Below are 22,123 nucleotides of genomic sequence, written 5' to 3' on the forward strand. Positions count from 1 at the left end.
ATCCCAACGGCGTCGATCATGGAGTTGTGGTGGTGGACGAAAAGTGCAATACCGACTCAACCCGGCACCACAACTCCATGATCGACGGGAGGCTGGGGGCGCGGGCCGGGGGCGGGGTGGGGGCGGGGGTGGGGTGGGGGTACGGGAACGCCCGTCGGCCGGGGGCCGACGGGCGTTGGGCGGAGAGGCTCCCCCGATTGGACTCGAACCAATAACCTGCCGGTTAACAGCCGGCTGCTCTGCCAATTGAGCTACAGGGGATCGTGCATCGCGCGCCTCCGGATCACGCCGGCACCGTGCGACGGGAAAAGAATACAGGACATCCCCCGGTGGCGGTCCAGTGGGTTCCGCCGCACCTTCCGATGATCAAGGTGTGCAGGTCAGGCCTCGCGACGTATCGACAATTGGGGTAAATCGCCATCCCGGCACAAGCATGCTTGAGCGGAGAGCAGGATGGGTAGTTAGCTGCGGACAGAGGACGCAGGCGCGAACAGGTCGCCTTCCGACGGGGCAACTCGCCGGGGCGACGGCGCGTCAGGTACGGAAGGAGCCGCCATGCGCGGAAAGATCATGTTTCTTGGCGGGCTGGCTGCGGGATTCGTCCTGGGCGCCCGTGCCGGCCGGGAAAAGTACGAAGAGCTCATGGTCCGGGGCCGCAAGGTGCTCGACCACCCGACCGTCCAGGAGGCGGCCGGGGTCGCGCAGGCCCAGGCCAACAAGCTCTACAGCGAGGGTAAGGACAAGCTCGGCCAGTCCAAGCTGGGCGAGAAGCTGGGCACCGGTAACGGCAGCACCGGCAAGCAGGAGCTGACCGCCGCCGACGACGCGTTCGCCGGCACGCCCGCCACCGTGGGCGCCAAGGCGGGCACCAGCACGGTCGGCACGACCTCCGGGTCGCCGTCGTCCACCAACACCCCCCGCACCAAGCCGTCCGGCTCGGGCACGAACGCCAGCACGCTCTGACCAATCGCACGTCGACGGGCCGGTCGCCGCAGGGCGACCGGCCCGTGGTCTGTCCGAGGTGCGGTCAGTCCTTGCTGCTGAACGCCGCGTCGAACGCCGCGCTCGGTGCGTCGAAGGCGAGCCGACGGACGAACTGCAACGCCTCCGGGGCGCCGACCAGCCGGTCCATCCCGGCGTCTTCCCACTCGACCGAGATCGGGCCCTCGTAGCCGATCGCGTTCAACGCGCGGAAGCAGTCCTCCCAGGGCACGTCGCCGTGGCCGGTGGAGACGAAGTCCCACCCGCGGCGCAGGTCGGCCCAGGGCAGGTGCGAGGCGAGCCGGCCACGCCGACCGTCGCCGGTACGCACCTTGGCGTCCTTGCAGTCCACGTGGTAGATCCGGTCGGCGAAGTCGAAGATGAAGTTCACCGGGTCCAGCTCCTGCCAGACGAAGTGCGACGGGTCCCAGTTCAGCCCGAACGCGGGCCGGTTGCCGATGGCCTCCAGCGTCCGCTTCGTCGTCCAGTAGTCGTACGCGATCTCGCTGGGGTGGACCTCGTGCGCGAACCGCACCCCCACCTCGTCGAACACGTCGAGGATCGGGTTCCACCGGTCGGCGAAGTCCTGGTAGCCGCGCTCGATCATCGACGGCGGCACCGGCGGGAACATCGCCAGGGTGTGCCAGATCGACGAACCGGTGAAGCCGACGACAGTCTTCACTCCGAGCTTCGCCGCCGCCCGCGCGGTGTCCTTGATCTCCTCGGCGGCCCGCTGGCGGACCCCCTCGGGCTCCCCGTCGCCCCAGATCCGGGCGGGCAGGATGTCCTGGTGCCGCTCGTCGATCGGGTGGTCGCAGACGGCCTGACCGACCAGGTGGTTGGAGATCGTGAAGACCTCAAGGTTGTGCTTCGCGAGGGTCTCCCGCTTGCGCTCGACGTACGAGTCGTCGGCGAGCGCCTTGTCGACCTCGAAGTGGTCGCCCCAGCAGGCGATCTCCAGACCGTCGTAGCCCCACTCGGAGGCGAGTCGGCAGACCTCCTCGAAAGGTAGGTCGGCCCACTGGCCGGTGAAGAGCGTGATGGGTCGCGCCATTGTTCTTCTCCCCTGTTGTCATGGGGGATTCCAGGTGCGGACCGGGGCGAGGGTGACCGGACGTACGCGGCACCGAGCGGTCACCGGTGGGTGCGGAACACACCTGGGCCCGGCGGGTTGCGCCTCCCACCGAGTCACCGGCCACCTGCACGGTCGCCGCCCCCACCCTATTTCCGCGACACCCCATTGCGAAAGCCCTGCGGCCCGATCATCATTCGGCCAACTCCTCGGGCGCCGGCAGGGCGGCCCGCACGCTGAAGCCGCCACCGGCGCGGGGGCCGGCGGACAACGTGCCGCCGAGGCGTTCGGTGCGCCTGCGTACCCCGAGCAGACCCCGCCCGGCACCCTGGGTGCCACCACCGGCGCCCTCGTCGCGGACCTCGATGGTGATGCCCGTGGCGTCGTAGCGCAGACGGACCGCGACCGGTGCGCCCGGGGCGTGCCGGCACGCGTTCGTCAACGATTCCTCGATGATCCGGTACGCCACCGCGTCGACCGGTCCCGGGAGCGGCCGGGGTTGACCGGCCAGGCTCCATCGCACCGGCTGACCTGCGGCGAAGCCCTCCACCAGCGCGTCGAGCCGGTTCAGGCTGCCCGTTGGCTCGAACGGGTCGTCCGGCTCCTCGGGACGCCGGAGCGCGCCCGCCAGCCGGTGCCCCTGCTCCAGCACCATCCCGCGCCACTGCGCGAACCGCCCCATGCTGGTCAAGGTACGGCAGCCGACTGTGCGCCGGTCCCCCGCGTCACCGAACCGCGCGCCTGACCCGCCCGACCCGCCCTCGCCCCGTGCTCCAACCCGCCCTCGCCCCCACCCTCGCCCCGCCCTCGCCCCCACCCCGCCGATCTTGCACTTTGTGTCGTCCAAAAGTCGGGATTGTGGCATAAGTTCCGACAGAAAGTGCAAGATCGGCGCAGTGGGGTGGGGTGGGGTGGGGCGCGGTGGGGTGGGGTGGGGTGGGGTGGGCAGGGCTAGGACGGGGAGGGCAGGGCCGACGCCGTGGCGTCGGCCCTGCCGGCCTTAGTTGGTCAGGGCAGGGTCCACTTCTGGTTGGCCGCGCCGAGGCAGGTCCAGAGGTGCACGGCGGTGCTGTCCGCCGAGTTGTTGCCGGAGACGTCGAGGCACTTGCCCGACGACGGGTTGCGCAGGGTGCTGTCGGACTGGGCCGCCCAGTTCTGCGCGGCGCTGCCGTTGCAGTTCCAGAGCTGGATCTTGGTGCCGTTGGCGGAGGCGCCACCGTTGACGTCCAGGCACTTGCCCAGCGCCTTGATCGTCGAGCCGGACACGGTCCAGGTCTGCGCCGCGCCTCCGTTGCAGGTGTAGAGCTGGATCTGGGTGCCGTCGGCGGTACCGCCGCCGCGCACGTCCAGGCACTTGCCCGCCAGACCCTTGATCGGGCCGACCCCGGGAGTGCCGCCGCCCTTGACCAGTGTGAAGTCGTCCAGGTCGAAGAGCCCCGTGCCACTACCGGTGAAGGTGAGATAGAGGTTCTGGGTGCCGGACGGGACGTTGGAGAGCGTGGTGGTGACGTTGGCGTACGTGCTCCAACTGCCGGTGTTCGGCACCGCCACCGAGCCGAGCACCGGGCCGGTTGCCGAGCCGGTGCGCACCTGGATGGTGCCGCCCGCCCCGCCGGAGACGACCCGGGCCGTGAACGAGGTGACGCCGGTCAGGTTGACCCCGTTGTACGCGGCCCAGTCACCCGGCTCGATGTAGCCCAGGGTCTGCCCGCCGTTGGCGCCCTCCTTGGCGAACGCGGAGACGCCGTTGGCCGAGCTGAACGCCTCGGCCTGGATCGTGCCGGTGGGCGTCGGGGTGGTGCCCAGTTCCTTGATCCGGATGTTGCGGAAGAAGGTGTCGTCACCGGTGCCGTGGTTCTGGATGCCGATGTGGCCGGCGAGCGAGCGGACCGGGTCGGTGTTGGTGAAGTCGTTGATCTTCACCCCGTTGAGGAGGACCTGTAGCCGTTCCCCCTCGACCAGCAGTTCGTAGGTGTTCCACTCGCCCGGCGCGTTGAGCGCCGCGTCCCGAGCGGCGATGTCGGCCGCCTTGTAGGTGTAGATCGCGCCGGTGGTGCGGTCGACCGCGTCGGTGGCGTCGATCTGGACCTCGTAGCCGTTGTTGATCGCCGACTGCGGGTCACTCGACGGCGGGAAGCCGATGAAGATGCCGGAGTTGTCGTCCCCGGCCAGCTTCCAGTCCAGCTTCAGCGAGTAGTTGGTGAACTGCTTGGCGTTGTACCAGAACAGCCCCATGCCGCCCACCGACGTCAGGGTGGCGTCGGAGTTGGTGAAGCTGCCCGGGCCGGCCTGCGACCAGCCGGTCGTCGAGCCGTTGTAGAGCGGGGTGTAGCCGGTCTCCGGACGGCAGTCGGCCTTGCTCCGACCGGCGGCGTACCGGATGCCACCGAGCAGGTGGGTCCGGAACGCCGGCTCCGCGTACGACGCCTGGGTGTGCCCGGCCCCGGTGTAGAAGGACCGGCCGCCGCTGTAGCTCTTGCACCAGCTCAGCGGGTGGTCGGCGCCCATGCCACCACCGGAGTACGACGACTCGTCGAGCGTCGCCAGCACGTGGGCTGTCGAGCGGGCGTTGGTGCGGTAGTTGTACCACTCGTCGGTGCGGGTCCAGGTCTGCGGCAGGTGACCCGTCGCGGCGTGCCCCCGGTCCTCCACCTTGACGTTTGCCTGCTGGATCGCCGGGTGCGAGGCGAACCACGCGCCCACCAGGTTGCCGTAGAACGGCCAGTCGTACTCGGTGTCCGAGGCCGCGTGCACGCCCACGTACCCGCGACCCGAGCCGATGTACGACTCGAAGGCGGTCTGCTGGCTGGCGTCGAGCACGTCTCCTGTGGTGTTGAGGAAGACGACAGCCTCGTACTGGGCGAGGTTGGCGGTGCTGAACACGGCGGCGTCCTCGGTGGCGGTGACCGTGAAGTTGTTCGCCGCGCCCAGGTCACGGATGGTCTGGATGCCGACCGGGATCGCGTCGTGCCGGAAACCGGCGGTCTTGGAGAAGACCAGCACGTCGTACGGGGCGTCGGCGGCGCTGGCCGGGCTGGCCGGGGTGGTACAGGCGATGACGGCGAGGGCGGCCAGGCCCGCACCGAGGACGGGGCGCAGGAGTCTGCGCATATCGCTCTCCTAACTGTGGTTAGGAAGGGCCCCCTGCCCAACCGTAGGCGATGTCAGGGGGCCCCACCACTCAGCTCAGGGCAGGATCCACTTTTGGTTGGCGGCTGCGGTGCAGGTCCACAGGTGAACCGGAGTGCTGTCGGCGGAGCTGCTGTTGGAGACGTCGAGGCACTTGCTGGACGCGGCGTTGCGGAGGGTGCCGTCGGCCTGCGCGGCCCAGTTCTGCGCCGCGGTCCCGTTGCAGGTGTAGAGCTGGATCTTGGTGCCGTCGGCGGTGCCGGCGCCGGCGACGTCCAGGCACTTGCCCAACGACTTGATCGTGGAGTTCGGGGTGACAGCCCAGGTCTGCGCCGCGCTGCCGTTGCAGGTGTAGATCTGGATCTGCGTGCCGTCGGCGGTGGCGGCGCTGCGCACGTCCAGGCACTTGCCACCCAGACCCTTGATCGGGCCACTCCCGCCGGCGGCGGTGCCGGTGACGAACGTGAACGCGTCCAGGTCGTAGAGCGCCCCGGTGCCCGACCCGGCGAAGGTCAGGTACAGGGTGGTCGTGCCGGTCGGCGGGCTGGTGATCGTGCCGGTCACCGTCGCGAACGTCTCCCAGCCGCCGGTCACCGGGACCGTGGCCGAGCCGAGCACCGTGCCGGTGGCCGAGCCGGCCCGGACCTGGAGGGTGCCACCGGCGCCCGCCGAGGAGACCCGGGCGTTGAACGAGGTCACGTTGCCCAACCGGTACGGCTGGAACGCGATCCAGTCGCCGTTGTTGATGTCGCCGACGGTCTTGCCGCCCTCGGCCGTGGCCTTGCTGAACACGTTGATCCCGGACGAGGTGCCGAAGAACTCGGCCTGCCGGTGCCGCGGCGGCAGCGTGTGCTGGGTGTGCGTGGTCAGGCCACCGGCGTCGGTGTACTCGGCGTCGAAGATCGCGAAGATGTTCGCCGCGTCGTCGTGCTCACCGTCGACCGGGATGGTGATCGAGCCGGAGCACCCGGTCTTCGAGGTGATCTGGTGTCCGTGCTGGTCGTGCCCGAGCACGTAGGTCATCTTGACCTTCGTGCAGTCGATCGTGCCGTCCTCCGGGTCGGTCACCGTGATGCTGTACGGCACCGTGTCGCCGAAGCCGAACAACTGGCCGTTGCCGGGGTTGTTGATGGTGACCGTGGGCGCGGTGTTGCCGACGCTGATCCGTACGCTGCTGCTGCCGGTGGCGCCCTGCGCGTCCCGCACCGTCAGCGTGGCGGTGTAGGTGCCGTTCGTCGAGTACGTCTTCGTCGGGTTGGCGGCGGTCGAGGTGGTCCCGTCACCGAAGGCCCACGAGTACGTCAGCGCGCCGCCCTCGGGGTCGGCCGAGCCCGCCGAGGAGAAGGTCACCGCGAGCGGCGCCGCACCGGAGGTCCGGTTGGCGCTGGCCACGGCCGTCGGTGCCCGGTTGCCGCTGCCGACGTAGTCGAAGCGGTAGAGCGCCGAGTTGGCGTCGCCGTTGAAGTAGCCGGTGCCGTAGTCGAGCACGTAGTACGCGCCGTCCGGGCCGAACGCCGAGTCCATCACCTGCTTGCCGGCCCACGGGAAAGTGTCGATGGCGCCTCGGGAGCCGTCGGAGTTGACGTGGATCGGCTTGATCCAGCCCCGGCCGAACTCGGTGGCGAAGAACTGCCCGTCGAAGGACTGCGGGAACTTCGTGGTGGAGGTCGACGAGGCGTTGTACCGGTAGACCGGGCCGCCCATCGGCGACTCGGAGCCGCCGCCGAACTCGGTCGGGGTGCCGGCGTCGCCGGCGTACCGGATCCACGCCGGCTGGGCCGGCGGGAGGGTGGTGAGGCCGGTGTTGCGGAACGAGTTGTTCGTCGGCCCGCTGGCGCAGTTGTACTTCGCCCCGCTGGCGTTGCTGGCGAAGTCCCACTCGTTGTACGTCTCGGTGGAGGTGTTGGTGCCGGTGCAGTACGGCCAGCCGTAGTTGCCCGGCGCGGCGACCCGGTTGAACTCCACCTGGCCGGACGGTCCACGGGTGGAGCTTGTGGTGCCGGCGTCCGGCCCGTAGTCACCGACGTAGACGACCCCGGTGGCCTTGTCCACGCTGATCCGGAACGGGTTGCGGAACCCCATCGCGTAGATCTCCGGCCGGGTCCTGGCCGTGCCGGGCGCGAACAGGTTGCCCGAGGGGATGGAGTACGTGCCGTTGGCGTTCACCTTGATCCGCAGGATCTTGCCGCGCAGGTCGTTGGTGTTGCCGGCGCTGCGCTGGGCGTCGTACGCCGGGTTGCGGTTGCTCCGCTCGTCAAGTGGCGAGTAGCCGGCGGACTCGAACGGGTTCGTGTCGTCGCCGGTGGACAGGTAGAGGTTGCCGGCGGCGTCGAAGTCGATGTCCCCGCCGACGTGGCAGCACACGCCACGGCTCGCCGGGACGTCGAGCACGTCGACCTTGCTCGACTGGTTGAGCGTGAAGTCGGAGTTCAGGGTGAACCGGGAGAGGCGGTTCACTCCGTCCCAGGCCGTGAAGTCGGTGCCGGTGGCCGGCGCGTCGCCGCCAGGGGTGGAGAGCGGCGGGGCGTAGTAGAGGTAGATGTAACGGTTCGAGGCGAAGCCCGGGTCGACGCCGACGCCCTGCAACCCCTCCTCGTCGTGCTGGTAGACCGACAGGGTGCCGATTGCGGAGGTGGTGCCGTTCGCGTCGGTGCGGCGCAGGGTGCCGTTGCGGGCGGTGTGCAGGACGGAGCGGTCCGGCAGGACGGCCAGCGACATGGGCTCGCCCATGTCGGTGACGCCGCGGGCGAGTTCGACCTGCTGGAAGTCGGTGGCGACGATCGTGTGCGCCTGTGCGGGGGCCGAGCCGGCGGCGAGTGCGACAGTGCCGGCGGTGACCGCCAGCAGCAGCGCCGATCCGGCGGAGGACCATCGTCGGGAACGATGGTGTGGAGCGTCCTTCATGGACATGTGTGCTGCCCCTTCCTGACGAGTGACTGCCAGGCGGGCGCGCGCCGTCGCGCCGGATGCCGTAGCGGTGATGGTGGTCGATGTGTTACCGCGCCGCCGGTTCACCTCGATGAAACATTGTGGTGTTGGTCACGACACTAAGTTGTGGGTGTCGATGTGTCCATACCTTCCGGTGATTCCACGCCAACTTTCGTCGATCTGTTCGAAAGTGGCCGATCACGCGTGGCGGTCGATCGCCTGTCCGGCCAGCGCAACGAGCGCCGCGCGCGCCTCGTCCGCCACCATGGCGCTCTGCAGGGCACCGAGCGCTGCCTCGGTCCGGACCCGGATCATCTGCTCGATCCGTTCCAGGGCACCGGTTTCCTCGATGATCGCGCGCAGCTCCGCCGCGCCGTCAGCATCCAACTCGGGGTTGCCGAACAGTTCCCGGAGGCGGGCCATCTGCGACCGGTCGGCGGCACTGCGGGCCAACGCCATCATCACCGTCGGCTTGCCCTCACGCAGGTCGTCCAGGATCGACTTGCCGGTGATCGCCGGGTCTCCGAAGACGCCCAGCACGTCGTCGCGGAGTTGGAACGCGTCGCCCAACGGGTCACCGAACTCGCCCAGCGCGGCGATCAACTCCGGCCCCGCGCCGGCCAGGGCCGCCCCGATCTGCAACGGCCGGGTCACCGTGTACCGGGCGGCCTTCATCCGGATCACGGTGAGCGCGCTGGCCACCGAGCCGTCACCCACACCCGAGACCAGGTCCAGGTACTCCCCCGCGATCACCTCGGTCCGCATCAGCGCGAACACGCCGTACCCGCGGTGCACCTGTTCGGTGCTCAGCCCACACTCGTGGAACATCTGGTCCGACCAGGCCGCGCAGAGGTCACCGCAGAGCAGGGCGGTGTTGCGCCCGTACGCCTCCGGGTCGCCGCGCCACGCCGAGCGGGCGTGCAGGTCGGCGAAGAGCCGGTGCACCGACGGCTCGCCCCGGCGGCGGTCGCTGCCGTCCAGGATGTCGTCGTGGATCAGCGCGAACGCGTGGAACAGCTCAAGCGCCGCCGCGGCCACCACGATCGGGGTGCTGTCGGCGGCCCCCGCGCCGCGCCAGCCCCAGTAGCAGAACAGCGGACGTATCCGCTTCCCACCGGCCAGCACGAACCGTTGCAGGGCGGTGAACACCCCGCGTGGCGCGCCGTCCGGCCAGTCCGGGCCCTGCCGTTCGAGGAACCCGGCCAGCTCCGCGTCGAACCGTGCCCGCAGCCCGCTGGCGTCGGCGGGCGCCACGGTTACCGTCACGACCCCTCCCCGGGCCCGGTCGAACGGTCGCCACCCAGCCCGGCCAGCTCCAGCAGCAGCGCCTTGACCTCGGTCGCCGCGATCTTGTCCCGGGCCGCCGCCGGGTCGGAGCAGAGCAGCACCGGAGCGTCCGCCGGGTCGTCCGGCAGCCGCCCGTGCGAGCCCTTCACCGCCCGCGCGCCGGCGTCCAGGCCGACAGCGCTCATCAGGTACCGCATGCCGATCTTCTTGCGGGCCAGGGCCACCCCGGCGCGGGCCTTCGCGGCACCGGGGTTGGCCGGGTCGAAGAACAGCTCGGCGGGGTCGTACCCGGGCTTCCGGTGAATTTCCACGAGTCGGGCGAAGTCCGGCGCCCGGTCGTCGTCCAGCCAGTAGTAGTAGGTGAACCAGGAGTCCGGCTCGGCCACCAACACCAGCTCACCGGCGCGCGGATGGTCCAACCCGTGTGCGGCCTTGCCCTCGGCGTCGAGCACCTCGGCCACCCCGGGCAGGCCGGCGCAGAGTTTCGCCACCGCCGGCACGTCGGCCGGGTCCTTGACGTAGACGTGCGCGATCTGGTGGTCGGCGACCGCGAACGCCTTCGACGTCCACGGGTCGAGGTATTCCATGCCGGCCTGCGTGTGCACGTGCAGCAGCCCCTCGGCGCGCAGCAGCCGGTTGACGTCCACCGGCCGGGACACGTCGGTGATGCCGTACTCCGACAGCACCACCACCGTGGCGTCCCGGGCGCGGGCGGCGTCCAGCAGGGGCCCGAGCACCGCGTCCAGCTCGGCCGCGGCGGTGGCGGCCTGGGCCGACGACGGGCCGAACCGTTGCAGGTCGTAGTCCAGGTGTGGGACGTAGACCAGGGTGAGATCGGGTGACACGTCGGCCAGGATCTGCTCGGCCGCCTGGCAGATCCACCGCGACGACGGCAGTCCGGCCGTCGGCCCCCAGTAGGTGAACAGCGGGAAGGTGCCCAGCCGGCCGGTGAGCGCGTCGTGCAGCTCCGGCGGGTCGGTGTAGCAGTCCGGCTCCTTGCGCCCGTCGGCGTAGTAGACCGGGCGGGGCGTCACCGTCCAGTTGACGTCCGCGCCCATGGCGTACCACCAGCAGACGTTGGCGACGGTGTAGCCCGGCTCGGCCTTGCGGGCCGCCTGCCAGAGCTTCTCCCCGCCGACGAGCGCGTTGTGCTGCCGCCACAGCAACACCTCGCCCAGCTCCCGGAAATACCACCCGTTGCCGACGATCCCGTGCCCGCTGGGCGGCTCGCCGGTGAGGAATGTGGACTGCACCGAGCAGGTCACCGCGGGCAGCACGGTGCCCAACTCGGCCCGGAAGCCGCCGTCGGCGACCCCCCGCAGCCGGGGCATGTGCGCCAGTAGTCGTGGCGTCAACCCCACCACGTCGAGGACCACAAGTCGCCGGCTCATCGCGTCACCCCCATGCTCACGGTTCGGTCTGTGGTCAGGCCGAGGCCGACCAGTTCGTCTCGGGCGAAGGCCAGCTCGGCGGCGATGCCGGCGGCCAGCTCCGCGTCGGTGCCGGGCCGTCGGGCGGCCGGCAGCACCCCCCAGGTGTACGTCTCGACGTCGAGGTGGTCGCAGCCGGCGGTCGGGCCCTCGAAGAGCGCTCTCAGGGCCGCGCGGAGCACCGGCAGGGTGGAGCTGAGCGGCTCCTCGGGTGGGGCGTGCAGGGGCACGTGGTAGTGCACCCGCCACGGGCCGGGCAGCGCCCGGTCCAGTGCCTCGTCCAGGTCGTCGGCCGCGTACGCCGGGTCGGCCGGGTCGGGCCGGCCCGCGCAGCCGGCGCCCCGGGTCTGGTGCAGGAAGCGCGGCTCCACCCAGCGGCGCAACGCGTCGACGCCGCCGACCGGGTCGGCCGCCTCGACGGCGGCGGAGACCTGCACCTTCACCACGGGCAGCCCGGCCGCCCGCAGTCGTTGCAGTGCCTCCGCCGGGTCCTCCCAGGCGCAGGCCAGGTGGGCCAGGTCGACGCAGACGCCCAGCCGCTCGGTGTCCATCCCGGACAGCAGCGCGGCGGCCTGACCGGTGCTCTCCACGACGCAGCCGGGCTCCGGTTCGAACGCCACCCGCACCTCGCGGCCGGTGTCGCGCTGCACGGCGGCCAGGCCGGCGGCCAACTGGTCCAGCCGGCCCCGGGCCGCGTCGGCCGAAGCGGTGTCCCAGGGGTGACGCCAGGCCAGTGGCAGCGTGGAGATCGAGCCCCGGGCGGCGTCGTCGGGCAGCAGGTCGGCGAGCACCCGGGCCAGATTCAGGGTGTACGTGAGGCGCTGCTCGGTGGTCCAGTCCGGGTGGTAGACGTCCTGCTTGACCACCGGCGCCTGGAAGGCCGCGTACGGGAAGCCGTTGAGGGTGACCACCTCCAGCCCCCGCGCGGTCAGCTCGGTGCGCAGTCGGCGACGCAGCGTCGGGTCGGCGGCCAGCTCGGCGGCGACCGGAGCGGCCAGCCACAGGCCGAGGCCGAGCAGGTCACTGCCGAGCGCCTCGCGCACTGGCACGGCGTAGGTGTCCAGTTGACCGAGGATGCCGGCGAGGTCCTCGGCGGGGTGCACGTTCGTGCAGTAGCCGAGATGGACGGTCTCGCCGCCGGCGTGTCGCAGCCGCATCAGCTGCCGCCGCGCAGGATCGAGTTGCCCGTCTGCGGGTCCACCTTGGCGGCGACGTCCAGGTCGCTGAGGTCGAGCCGGCCGGACTGCCCGTAGAACTCCACCGGGTTGCGCCACAGCACCGCGTCGACGTCGTCGTCACTGAACCCGGCCAGCAGCATCGCCTCGCCGGTGGCCCGGGTCAGCAGCGGGTCGGAGCGCCCCCAGTCGGCGGCGGAGTTGACGAGCATCCGTTCCGTGCCGTACTCGCGCAGCAACTCGACCATCCGCTGCGGGGTCATCTTGGTGTCCGGGTAGATGGAGAAACCCAGCCAGCAGCCGCTGTCGCGGACCAGCTTGACGGTCACCTCGTTGAGGTGGTCGACCACCACCCGACCCGCCTCGATGCCGGACTCGGCGACCACGGCGAGGGTGCGCTCGCACCCGCGCGCCTTGTCCCGGTGCGGGGTGTGCACGAGCGCCGGCAGGTCGTACGCCACGGCGAGGGCGAGCTGCGCGGCGAACGCCTCGTCCTCCTCCGGCGTCATCGAGTCGTACCCGATCTCGCCGACCGCCACCACCGCGTCCTTGTCCAGGTAGCGGGGCAGCAGGTCGAGGACCGGGCGGCAGCGCGGGTCGTTGGCCTCCTTGGGGTTCAGCGCGATCGTCGCGAAGTGCCGCACCCCGAACTGCCCGGCCCGGAACGGCTCCCAGCCGATCAGCGAGTCGAAGTAGTCGGTGAACGAGGCGGCGCTCGTGCGCGGCTGACCCAGCCAGAACGCCGGCTCCACCACGGCGCGTACGCCGGCGGCGGCCATCCGTTCGTAGTCGTCGGTGGTGCGTGAGGTCATATGGATGTGCGGGTCGAAGATACGCATGTCACGCCTCCCGGGGCAGTGCGGCGGTGAGCCGGTCGAGCAGGTCGGTGGCGTCGGCGGGCAACTCCCGGCCGGCGGCGTGCCGCTCGGCGGCCAGCGCCGCCAGCATCGCGGCAAGTTCCCCGTCGGCACGGGTCTCCAGGTCGGCGACCACCGCCAACGGCACACCGCTGAACACGCACTTGAGCACCGCCTGCCGCCAGGCGGCCGGATCGAGGTGCCGGGCGTACGGGCCGAGGGCCGCGCCGACCAGCCGGGTGTCGTTGGTGCGGATCGCGTCGTGCAGCAGCGGCACCCCGGCGGCGCCGATCGGCAGCAGCGGCAGGGCCCGCAGCACGGCTCGGCGCTCGGCCGCGTCACCGTGCTGGTAGAGGCTCTCGGCGTACGCCGCGTGGTCGCCGGGCAGGCTGGTGAGCAGCAGTACCCGGGCCGCGTCGTCGGCGGTCCAGCCGGGTGCGTCGGGCAGCGCGGCCCGACCGCAACGCCGGCCGGCGGCGGGGAAGAGCCGGGTGATCGCGGTGGGCTCGGCCGCGACCCGGCGCAGCGCCGTGTCCAGCCAATCGGGATCGGGTACGCCTCCCAGCGCGGCCCGCAGTGAATCCGGTGTCATCCCGTCTCCTCCCTCGTGCTGCTCCAGGCGCCCCACCATCACCGTTTGCTCTGCACCTACATATGCGCCGGAGCCTCGTCAGCTGGTGTCGCCTCGGTGGGTGTCGCCTCGGCGGGTGCAGAGCAAAGGGGGCTGGCAGGGTGGTCACCGGTGGCCGTCGCGGCGGCCGCGCGCAGGAAATCGATGGACCGGGCGGCCACGTCCGGTGCGGCGTGCGAGTCCCGGGGCAGCTCCACGGCGACCAGGCCGCGGTAACCGGCCTCGGCCAGGGCCGCCAGCACCGGCGGAAAGTCGATCTCGCCGGTGCCGAACTCCAGGTGCTCGTGCACACCCCGGCGCATGTCGTCGATCTGCACGTTGACCAGGTGCCCGGCCACCTCGGCGACGCACTGCGGCACCGGCCACGGCTCCAGGCAGCGGCAGTGGCCGATGTCGAGGGTGATGCCGAACCGGGCCGGGTCGCCGAGGGCCGCGCGCAGCCGACGCCAGTCGGCGATGTCCTGCACCAACATCCCCGGTTCGGGCTCGAAGCCGAGGGTGACGCCCGCGCTGTCGGCCGCGTCGACAACGGTGGCGCAGCCGGCGACCAGCCGGTCCCAGGCGCACTGCGGCGACACCGTCTCGGGTCGGACACCGGCCCAGAACGAGACCGCCTCCGCGCCCAGGTCGGCGCCGATCCGGACGGCCCGGCGCAGGAACTCGATCCGTCGCGTCGGGTCGTCGTGCAGCAACGTCGGGGCGTGCTTGTGCCACGGGTCGAGCAGGTAGCGGGCCCCGGTCTCGATCACCACCGCCAGACCCAGCTCCTCCAAGCGCCGGCCGAGGACGGCCACCCGGCGAGCGAGTCCGGGCGCGAACGGGTCCAGGTGGTCGTGGTCGAGGGTGAGCGCGACCCCGTCGTAACCGAGGTCGGCGAGGACGGCGAGCGCGTCGTCGAGTCGGTGGTTGGCGAAGCCGTTCGTGCCGTACCCGAGGCGCAGCGTCGTGGCGTCGACCGCCGGCGGCGCGGATCGGGGCTGGGGGACCGTCATGTCGGGGAGACTTTCCGGGCCAGGCGTCGACCCAGCGGCGCGGCAGCCGCGACCGCCACGCCGAGCAGGCCGGCGCCACCGCGCGCGGTGAGCGCCCCCTGGAGGGCGGGCAGGCCGGTGATCCCGGCGCCGACGGCGGCGCGGACCCGCCCGGCCGACGGGTCCCGGATCACCTCGGCCTGGGCCGCGCCGTAGCGGGCGGCGTACCACCCGGCCAGCACGGCGGGCAGCACGGCCGCGACCCGGGCCGATCGGGTGCGACCCGCGCCCGCGCCGAGGGCGTCGGCCGGGCCCTGGGCGGTGGCCTCGTTCCGGTCGGCGGCTCGGGCGGCCACGCGTCGGGCGTGCGGGATGGCGGCGCTGGCGGCGACGAGCGCGGTGCCCGCGAGGGTGCGCATCGGCAGCGCGGCGTCGGCGCCACTGACCTCCCGGCGGGACAGCGCGGTGACCGTCCAGGTGTGCGCGGCGACGGTGACCGCCGCCGGCAACGCCCTGGTCACCCGGCCGCCGGACGCGCCGAGCAGCACATCCAGCCCCCGGCAGGCGGCCATCACGGCGGGACCCGCGGCGGTGTTCTTGGCCAGCAGGTCGTACCCCCAGATGGTGGCGGCCAGCGGCACGGCGAGCGCGGCGGCGCGGCGACCGCCCGCGACGGCGGCCAGGCCGACACCGGCGGCCGTGAGGCCCGCCGCGAGACCGACCGCGGCGGCCGGGGTGATCCGCCCGCTGGGAATCGGCCGCTCGGGCCGCTCCACGGCGTCCAGACCCCGGTCGGCCCAGTCGTTGGCGGCCATGCCGGCCCAGTAGAGCAGCACCGACGCGCCGGCCAGGGCGGGGGTACGCGGACCCAACGCGCCGGCCGCCGCCGCTCCGGCGACCACGTCGCCGGGCACCGAGAGCGCGGCCGGTGCCCGGACCAGCTCGGCGAGGTCAGCCAGCGTGGTCATCGGAACCGTCCCCGCCACCGTGCAGGAGCCGGGTGAAGTCGGTCAGCCGGGCCCACTGCTCGCCCAGGGAGTGGCTGGGCGAACCCAGCGGGTCCTTGAAGAAGAAGCCCAGCTCGGTCAGCGGCCCCACGTGCCCGGCGGCGTGCGCGGCGGCGGTGAGGCGGGCCAGGTCGAGCACCAGCGGCGCGGCCAACGCGGAGTCGCAGCCGTGCCAGGTGAACTCCATCCGCATGCCGGTGCCGAGGAAGCCGGCGAAGGTGATCAGATCCCAGGCGGTCTTGAAGTCGCCAAGCTCCTCGACGTACTCGATGCGGGTGCCGCCCTGCGGGACGTAGCCCAGCGTCTCGCCGAGCACCCGCTGCTTGCTCTGCACCTTCGCGGCGTTGGCGGCCGGGTCGGCGAGGGTGGCGCCGTCGCCACCGCCGAGCAGGTTGAACCCGGACCAGGAGCGCACGTCCAGGTTGCGCATCGCGAACATCGGCGCGAGCACCGACTTGACCAGGGTCTCCCCGGTCTTGCCGTCGTGCCCGGCGTACGGCAGGCCGGCCTCGTCGGCGAGCGTGGCGAGCGCGGGCAGCCGCAGCCCGGTGGACGGGGTGAAGTCGACGTACGGGCAGCCGGCCAGCACTGCCGCGTACGCGTAGAGGGAGCTGACCGGCAGCACCTCGTCCGGGCCGCTGAGCGCGGCGCGCAGCGCGTCGGGGTCGGCGTGCCCGGGGTGCGGTGGCGGGGTGGGTTCGGTGGCGGAGACGTTGACGACCACCACCCGGTCCAGCCCGTGCCGCTCGCGGAAGCTGGTCAGGTCGCGGACCACGGCCTCGGCCCGGTCGGCCTGGGTGTCGCCAACCGGTGCGGGGCGCAGCTCCTGATCGACCACGCCCAGCTCGTCGCGGAGCGCGGCGACCAGCCGCCAGGGGATGACTCCGGCGTCGGCCAGCGCCTCGGCGCGCTTGCACAGCGGGGTGGTGGCCAGGTCATGTCCGCCGAAGACCAGATCGGCGAAGGCCGGCAGGGCCGGGCCGCGCAGCTCGGGAAGCTCGGTGACGCAGCCGGTGGGCCCGGCCAGGCCGGCCCGCAACGCGAGCCCCCCGACGATGCTGGTGGTCGCGACGGATCCGCGCGCTCCTACCAGCCAGACACCTGTTCGCATGGTGCTCCTTCCCCATCCACGAGGAATCGTCGGTACCGCTAAATATAGGAATATCAGAATAAGTTTCGGAAAGATATGGGCCGTGCCTGGATGGGCCCCGCCCGCCCGCCCCGCACCGGGATGACACCGGTTTCCGACGTCGGCGTCGGCGGCGACGACGCCGGACCGGCTCCCGGTACGGGTGCGGGCAGACGGGGCTGGTAGGCAGGGTCGGGTCGGCGTCTCGACCCTGCCTCCCCCGAATCCGGTCTCCACCGATGGGTGGCGGTCCTCCGGTGCGGCCGGGGAATCCCGGTCCGGTCGCACCGGACGACCGTCCTGCTCGTGCGCCACCGGGCCGTAAGGCCCGGCCGCACGCTCTCCGCTGCCGACCTCGTCCCGACCGCGGGGCGCAATCCGCGGTCGGTCCCTCGCCGGTCGGCTTCGGAAAGCCGGTCGGGCGATGGCGGTGCGAACACCGCCATCGCGGATGGTCAAAGGTCAGGCGGCGGCTGTGACCAGCGCCGGTTCCACCTCGGTCCAGGAGGAGCCGAGCTCCGCCGAGCGGGTCACCGCGTCCAGCACCAGCTGGACCTGCAACGCGTCGGCGAAGGAGGGAGTCGGGTCGACGCCGGTGGCGACCGCCTCGATGAAGTCGCGCATCTCGTGCGTGAACGAGTGCTCGTAGCCGATGATGTGGCCCGGCGGCCACCACGCCGACATGTACGGGTGGTCGCCCTCGGTCACCAGGATGCGGCTGAAACCCTGTTCCACGCTGGGCCGGGTGGCGTCGTAGAACTCCAGCTCGTTGAGCCGCTCCAGATCGAAGATCACGCTGCCCAGCGAGCCGTTGATCTCGACGCGCAGCGAGTTCTTGCGACCGGTGGCGAAACGGCTCGCCTCGTACGTGGCCAGGGCGCCACCGTCGAGCCGGGCCACGAAGACCGCGGCGTCGTCGACGGTGACCGGCCCGGTGGGCGCGGAACCGCCGTCGGCCGTGGCCGCCAGCCCGCTCGACTCGGCCGGCAACGGCCGCTCCTTGACGAAGGTCTCGGTGACCGCGCTGACCCCGCTGATCCGCTGACCGGTGACGAACTGGGTCAGATCGATGATGTGCGCACCGATGTCACCGAGCGCGCCGGAGCCCGCCCTGTCCTTCTGCAACCGCCAGACCAGCGGGAACTGCGGGTCCACGATCCAGTCCTGCAGGTACGTCGCACGGACGTGTCGAATCACCCCGAGCCGTCCGTCGGCGACCATCTGACGCATCATCGTGACCGCGGGGACCCGGCGGTAGTTGAACCCGCACATCGATCGCACCCCGGAGGCTCGGGCGAGGTCCGCCGCAGCGGTCATCGCCCGTGCCTCCGCCACCGTGTTGGCCAACGGCTTCTCGCACAGGACGTGCTTGCCGGCGGCCAGTGCGGCGAGGGCGATCTCGGCGTGACTGTCACCCGGGGTGCAGATGTCGACGACGTCGATGTCGTCCCGGTTGATCAGGTCTCGCCAGTCCGTGGTGGACGCGTCCCAGCCGAGACGATCGGCGGCTTCCGCCACCTTCGTTGTGTCTCGACCGCAGATCAACGCCATCCGGGCCCGCGCCGGCAGGTCGAAGACGCGGTTCACGGTGCGCCACGCCTGTGAGTGCGCGGCGCCCATGAACGCGTAGCCGACCATGCCGACCCGCAGTTCTTTGTCTGTCGTGGACAAGGTGGGTCTCCCCCCGTATGTCAGAACCCGAGCTTGTCGTAGCTGCTCGCGTTCTCCTTGGTGATCGTTTCCGAGGCCAGGGTTACTTCCTTGGGAACCTGCAGCTCCGTCAGGTCGCCCAGGCCCCGACCCTGCGCGACGAGCCGAGCGAGCGAGATGGCCGAGGACGCCATTGACGGGTTGTAGGTGACCGTCGCCTTGAGCACCGTGTTGTCGGCCTTGATCGCGTCGATCGCGAGCTTGGAGCCCGCGCCGCCGACCATGAAGAACTCCGACCGGTTGGCCTGCTTGATGGCCGCGAGCACACCGATGCCCTGGTCGTCGTCGTGGTTCCAGATCGCGTCGATCTTCGGCAGCGCCTGGAGCAGCTGGGACGCCTCGCGCTGGCCGCTGTCCGAGGTGAACTCGGCCGAACGGCGGTTCTTCACACTGAACCCGTAGGTCGCCAGGGCGGCCTTGAAGCCATTGCTGCGCTCGACGGTCAGCGGGATCTCCAGGCCGGCGATCTCACCGATGATCGGGTTGGTGACGCCCTTGTCCTTGAGCATCTTGCCGATGAAGTGCCCGGCCGACACGCCCATGCCGTAGTTGTCGCCCTTGATCACCAGCCGGGAGGCCAGCGCGTCGGGGAACGCCCGGTCGAGGTTCACGATCGGGATGCCCGCCTGCATCGCCTGGAGGGCAACGGCGTTGACCTCCTTGCCGTCGTGCGGCAGCACGACGATGATGTCCGGCTTCTGGGCGATCAGGGTGCCGAGCGTGGAGCGCTGGGCCTCCGAGTTCGACCCGCCGTCGACCTCCTTGAACTCCACATCGGAGTACGCGGCGGCCTGCGCCTTGGCGTTGGCGTGGATCGCGCCCATCCAACCGTGGTCGGCGGCCGGGGCGGAGAAGCCGATGACGACCTTCTTGCCCGGGGCGTTGTTGCCTTCGGCGTTGCCGGCGGCCTTGGTCTGGGTGCTGGCCGCCGGGGTTTCGTTGCTGGTGCAGGCGGTCAACAGGGTGGCGGCGCCAACTGCGGCTCCACCGAAGAGCAACCGGCGGCGCGACAGGTCGCGACTGTGCTGGGTCATGAACGACCTCCTGGGAGCGGGATTTGAGTGAGTAAGGGTGTGCGGGGCCCGGCCGGTGTCGAGTTTCTCGACCTGGCCAGGGACATCGGTGCGGTGCGTCAGGTTGCGGTGGTGACCCTGTTCCGCGCGAAGAGCCGAGTGACGGACTTGAACTGGAACTGCTGGATCAGGACGGCGGCGACGATGATGCCGCCCTTGACCATGTTCTGCGCCTCGATGGAGAGGCCGTTGATGGCGAAGAGGTTGGTGATCGTGGCGAAGATGATGACGCCGAGCAGCGAGCCGACGATCGTGCCCCGGCCACCGCTGAGCAACGTCCCGCCGATGATCGCCGCGGCGATCGCGTCCAACTCGTACAGGTTGGCCATCGCCGCCTGCGCCGAGGTGGCCTGCGAGGTGAGCATGATCGCCGCGATGCCGCAGCAGAGGCCGGAGAGCGCGTAGAGCAGCATGGTGTGCCGCCGGACGTTGATGCCCGCCAACCGGGCCGCTTCCGGGTTGCCGCCGACGGCGATCGTCCGCCGGCCGAAGGTCGTGCGGTTGAGCAGGACCCATCCGGCCAGCACGACCGCGCCCAGGATGTAGACGAGGATCGGGATACCGATGACCTTGCGCGCCGCGATGTCGTTGATGAAGGTGCTGCTCGACACCTGGGTCTGCTTGTTGGAGATCGACGCCGCGAGGCCACGCGCGGCCACCAGCATCGCGAGCGTCGCGATGAAGGGGACCAGCCGACCGTACGAGATGAGCACACCGTTGACGAGGCCGACGCAGACGCCGACCACGAGGGCGGTGAAGATCATGCCGGCGGCGCCGTAGCTCTGGGTGGCCACCGTGGTGCACCAGACCCCGGCCAGCGCGACGATCGCGCCCACCGACAGGTCGATGCCGCCACCGATGATCACGAAGGTCATCCCGACCGTGACCACGCCGACGACCGAGGCGAGTTGCAGGATGGCCAGGACGTTGTTCCAGACCCAGTTCGGGTCGCCGTACAGGTCCGGCTTGGTGATCGCGCCGACCAGGATCAGCGCGGCCAGCACCCCGATCAGGCCGAGGTTGCGCTTCGCGCCGTCACCGCCGTCGCCGCGCCACCAGGACAGTCGGCCGGTGGACCCTGCCTTGTTGCTGGCCACCGCCGTCTCCGCCGGGTCCACCGGCGGCGACTGAGCCGGAAGCTGCGGGCGCTCCGGTGTCGCGGTGGGAGTGGGAGTCGCGTCGCTCATGCCGGTGCGCCTTCCATCAAGGACCCCGCCATCACGAGGTCAAGCACAGTGTTTTCGTCAAGTTCGCCGGCCGCTGCTTCACGCACGACCCGCCCTTCCCGCATCACCAGCACGCGGTCGGCCAGACCCAGCACCTCGGGCACCTCGCTGGAGACCAGCAGCACCCCGACGCCCTGCGCGGCCAGACCCCGGATGACCTGGTAGAGCTCCGCCCGCGCGCCCACGTCCACGCCCCGGGTGGGCTCGTCGAGCAGCAACAGCTTGGTGCCGCCGAGCAACCACCGCCCGACCACCACCTTCTGCTGGTTGCCGCCGGACAGCGTGCGTACCGGCCGGTCGACGTCCCGGGGCCGCAGCTCCAGGCTCTCCGCGATCCGGTCCGCCTCGGCGCGCTCCTTGGCGGTGTTTGTGAAGCCGAGCCGCGCGTACCGGCCGAAGGTGGCCAGCGTGACGTTGCGGTAGATCGGCTCGCCGAGCAGCAGCGCCTGACTCTTGCGTTCCTCCGGGGCCATCCCCATGCCCGCCCGCACGGCGGCGCCGACGCCGGGACGCAGCGCCTTCCCGTTCATCCGGACCGACCCGGCCTCCGCGAGACGCGCGCCGTAGATGGTCTCCAGCAGCTCGGAGCGGCCGGAGCCGACCAGCCCCGCGATGCCGACGATCTCCCCGGCGCGCACGTTCAACGAGACGTCGGCGAACTCGCCGGCGCGGGTCAACCCCTCCACCTCGAGCAGATCGGCGCCCGCGGGGTCCTCGACCGGCCGGTCCGGGAAGACGTACTCGATGGTCCGGCCGGTCATCCGGCTGACCAGGTCGCGGGTCGGGGTCTCGCGCGCCGGCAGGTTCGCCGCGGTGGTCCGACCGTCCTTGAGTACGGTGACCCGGTCGCCGATCTCGCGGATCTCCTCCATGCGGTGGGAGATGTAGATGACGGCGATGCCCTGCGCGGTCAGCTCCCGGATGATCCGGAACAGGTTGCCGACCTCGTCGTGGGCCAGCACCGCGCTCGGCTCGTCCATGATGATCAGTCGGGCCTCGTGCGACAGCGCTCGGGCCATGCTGACGATCTGCTTGCCGGCGGCGGGCAGCGACCTGACCATCCGGCCGGGCGGGATCTCGCCGTGGCCGAGCCGGCTGAGGATCTGCCGGGTGTGCCGGGCCATCCGGCCGCGCCGGACGAAGCCGAAGCTGCGGTACTCGTGCCCGAGGAAGGCGTTCTCCGCCACCGACAGGTCCTCGACGAGGTCGAGCTCCTGGTAGATGGTGGCGATCCCGGCCTTCATCGCGGCCTGCGGGTTGGTGAACGTGGCCGGCTCGCCGCGCCACTCCACCTGCCCGGAATCCGGTTGGTGCACCCCGGAGAGCACCTTGATCAGGGTCGACTTGCCGGCGCCGTTCTGCCCGAGCAGGCAGTGCACCTCGCCGGCACGCACCTCGAGCTGCACACCGTCGAGCGCGCGTACGCCGGGGAACGTCTTGACGACATCGGTGAGGCGCAGGACCACCTCGCCCGCGACGGTGTCGGCGGGAGCCTCGACCAGCGGTGCCTCGGCGAC

At 71.3% G+C, this 22,123-nt stretch carries 17 protein-coding genes and 1 tRNA gene; 1 reads left to right on the forward strand and 17 read right to left on the reverse strand.

Annotated elements, in window-relative coordinates:
* Positions 1-188: 188 nt before the first annotated feature.
* Positions 189-261 (reverse strand) — tRNA-Asn (locus ACLQ29_RS32165).
* 294 nt (positions 262-555) lie between these two features.
* Here ACLQ29_RS32165 and ACLQ29_RS32170 point away from each other — a divergent pair.
* Positions 556-963 carry a hypothetical protein gene (locus tag ACLQ29_RS32170; protein ID WP_425775136.1) on the forward strand — a complete coding sequence of 136 codons (408 nt, stop codon included), beginning with the start codon at positions 556-558 and terminating at the stop codon, positions 961-963.
* Positions 964-1,027: 64 nt separating this feature from the next.
* Here ACLQ29_RS32170 and ACLQ29_RS32175 read toward each other — a convergent pair whose 3' ends face one another.
* From ACLQ29_RS32175 to ACLQ29_RS32250, 16 genes are all read right to left on the reverse strand, one after another.
* A complete protein-coding gene (locus ACLQ29_RS32175) occupies positions 1,028-2,035 on the reverse strand; it encodes a sugar phosphate isomerase/epimerase family protein (protein WP_425760877.1) in 1,008 nt (335 codons plus the stop codon).
* A 211-nt stretch (positions 2,036-2,246) separates the two neighbouring features.
* Positions 2,247-2,735: a sensor histidine kinase gene (locus ACLQ29_RS32180; protein WP_425775137.1), complete on the reverse strand. Its 489-nt coding sequence runs from the start codon at positions 2,733-2,735 to the stop codon at positions 2,247-2,249.
* Positions 2,736-3,061: 326 nt separating this feature from the next.
* Positions 3,062-5,164 (reverse strand): ThuA domain-containing protein, encoded by a 2,103-nt coding sequence (locus tag ACLQ29_RS32185; protein ID WP_425775138.1) that lies wholly within the window; start codon positions 5,162-5,164, stop codon positions 3,062-3,064.
* Between the two features lie 75 nt (positions 5,165-5,239).
* Positions 5,240-8,092 carry a PQQ-dependent sugar dehydrogenase gene (locus tag ACLQ29_RS32190; RefSeq protein ID WP_425775139.1) on the reverse strand — a complete coding sequence of 951 codons (2,853 nt, stop codon included), beginning with the start codon at positions 8,090-8,092 and terminating at the stop codon, positions 5,240-5,242.
* 216 nt (positions 8,093-8,308) lie between these two features.
* Complete coding sequence (locus ACLQ29_RS32195; RefSeq protein WP_425775140.1) at positions 8,309-9,376, reverse strand: polyprenyl synthetase family protein; 1,068 nt, start codon at positions 9,374-9,376, stop codon at positions 8,309-8,311.
* Positions 9,373-10,788, reverse strand: coding sequence for an alkaline phosphatase family protein (locus ACLQ29_RS32200; RefSeq protein ID WP_425775141.1), 1,416 nt, complete (start codon positions 10,786-10,788; stop codon positions 9,373-9,375). Before ACLQ29_RS32200 ends, ACLQ29_RS32195 begins: the two co-directional genes overlap by 4 nt.
* Positions 10,785-11,984: a metabolite traffic protein EboE gene (eboE, locus tag ACLQ29_RS32205; RefSeq protein WP_425775142.1), complete on the reverse strand. Its 1,200-nt coding sequence runs from the start codon at positions 11,982-11,984 to the stop codon at positions 10,785-10,787. The genes ACLQ29_RS32200 and eboE overlap by 4 nt, the downstream gene beginning before the upstream one ends.
* Complete coding sequence (locus ACLQ29_RS32210; RefSeq protein ID WP_425775143.1) at positions 11,984-12,841, reverse strand: TatD family hydrolase; 858 nt, start codon at positions 12,839-12,841, stop codon at positions 11,984-11,986. Before ACLQ29_RS32210 ends, eboE begins: the two co-directional genes overlap by 1 nt.
* A gap of 1 nt (position 12,842) precedes the next feature.
* Positions 12,843-13,451, reverse strand: coding sequence for an EboA domain-containing protein (locus tag ACLQ29_RS32215; RefSeq protein WP_425775144.1), 609 nt, complete (start codon positions 13,449-13,451; stop codon positions 12,843-12,845).
* A gap of 56 nt (positions 13,452-13,507) precedes the next feature.
* Positions 13,508-14,482, reverse strand: a complete 975-nt coding sequence (locus tag ACLQ29_RS32220; protein ID WP_425775145.1) for a sugar phosphate isomerase/epimerase family protein — start codon at positions 14,480-14,482, stop codon at positions 13,508-13,510.
* On the reverse strand, positions 14,479-15,429 hold the full coding sequence (locus ACLQ29_RS32225; RefSeq protein ID WP_425775146.1) for an SCO3242 family prenyltransferase: 951 nt from the start codon (positions 15,427-15,429) through the stop codon (positions 14,479-14,481). The genes ACLQ29_RS32220 and ACLQ29_RS32225 overlap by 4 nt, the downstream gene beginning before the upstream one ends.
* Positions 15,413-16,579, reverse strand: a complete 1,167-nt coding sequence (locus ACLQ29_RS32230) for an inositol-3-phosphate synthase (RefSeq protein ID WP_425775147.1) — start codon at positions 16,577-16,579, stop codon at positions 15,413-15,415. The genes ACLQ29_RS32225 and ACLQ29_RS32230 overlap by 17 nt, the downstream gene beginning before the upstream one ends.
* A gap of 480 nt (positions 16,580-17,059) precedes the next feature.
* Positions 17,060-18,235, reverse strand: a complete 1,176-nt coding sequence (locus ACLQ29_RS32235; RefSeq protein ID WP_425775167.1) for a Gfo/Idh/MocA family protein — start codon at positions 18,233-18,235, stop codon at positions 17,060-17,062.
* A 53-nt stretch (positions 18,236-18,288) separates the two neighbouring features.
* The gene (locus ACLQ29_RS32240; RefSeq protein ID WP_425775148.1) at positions 18,289-19,341 is read right to left on the reverse strand and encodes a substrate-binding domain-containing protein; all 1,053 of its coding nucleotides are present in this window, start codon (positions 19,339-19,341) and stop codon (positions 18,289-18,291) included.
* A 98-nt stretch (positions 19,342-19,439) separates the two neighbouring features.
* Positions 19,440-20,567 (reverse strand): ABC transporter permease, encoded by a 1,128-nt coding sequence (locus ACLQ29_RS32245; protein WP_425775149.1) that lies wholly within the window; start codon positions 20,565-20,567, stop codon positions 19,440-19,442.
* Positions 20,564-22,072 (reverse strand): sugar ABC transporter ATP-binding protein, encoded by a 1,509-nt coding sequence (locus tag ACLQ29_RS32250; protein ID WP_425775168.1) that lies wholly within the window; start codon positions 22,070-22,072, stop codon positions 20,564-20,566. Before ACLQ29_RS32250 ends, ACLQ29_RS32245 begins: the two co-directional genes overlap by 4 nt.
* Between the last annotated feature and the right edge of the window lie 51 nt (positions 22,073-22,123).

This window comes from Micromonospora sp. DT228, from assembly GCF_049841595.1.
Lineage (GTDB): Bacteria > Actinomycetota > Actinomycetes > Mycobacteriales > Micromonosporaceae > Micromonospora.